The 654-nt window shown below is 34.6% G+C and carries 1 protein-coding gene; it reads left to right on the top strand.

Annotated features, from left to right (window positions below; all coding sequences use genetic code 11):
• The first annotated feature begins 111 nt into the window (after nt 1-111).
• On the top strand, nt 112-567 hold the full coding sequence (gene tnpA / locus ACQRC6_RS09830; protein WP_019106899.1) for an IS200/IS605 family transposase: 456 nt from the start codon (nt 112-114) through the stop codon (nt 565-567).
• Nucleotides 568-654 lie beyond the last annotated feature (87 nt).

Genomic DNA, 654 nt, shown 5'->3' with positions numbered 1-654 from the left:
GTTGGACCGGGGGTTCAATTTAGCTTTAGCGATGAAAAACAAATAAAAAAATACCTCCGTGTTAAAATAAATTTGTGGTTTACCAAAACACAAAATAACAGGAGGTTTTTTATGAATTTAAATCATACACATAGTTTATCACACACAAAATGGAATTGTAAATATCATATAGTATTTGCACCAAAATACAGAAGAAAAGTATTTTACGGAAGTAAAAGATTAGAGATAGGAGCAATTTTAAGGGAACTATGCAGTTGGAAAGAAGTAAACATAATAGAAGCAGAGGTATGTCCAGATCATGTGCACATGTTACTAGAAATCCCCCCAAAATTGAGCATATCAAGTTTTATGGGATTTCTAAAAGGAAAAAGCAGCATAATGATATATGAAAAATGGGGAAGTCTAAAATACAAATATAGAGGAAGACAATTCTGGTGTAGAGGATATTATGTAGACACAGCAGGCAAGAATACAAAAGCAATAAAAGAATATATACAAAATCAACTTAAAGAAGATGAATTAAGCGGTCAGATAACAATGGATAACACAGACCCCTTCAGGGGTTAGCAAGTAAAAGTTGCGAGTGGTAAACCACAGGCGCCCTTGAGGCGCAGCTAGTAATAAAGGTCCTTTGGACCGCATAAGCAAAACCAC

Origin of the sequence: Peptoniphilus sp. SGI.035 (genome assembly GCF_050315115.1) — a bacterium.
Taxonomy (GTDB): domain Bacteria; phylum Bacillota; class Clostridia; order Tissierellales; family Peptoniphilaceae; genus Peptoniphilus_A.
Note: the sequence above shows the minus strand (reverse complement) of the source record. Positions and strands in the feature narration are given on the sequence as shown.

Excerpts from the sequence above, each read along its gene's own strand:
- tnpA (WP_019106899.1), top strand. The coding sequence starts at position 112 with ATGAATTTAAATCATACACATAGTTTATCACACACAAAATGGAATTGT.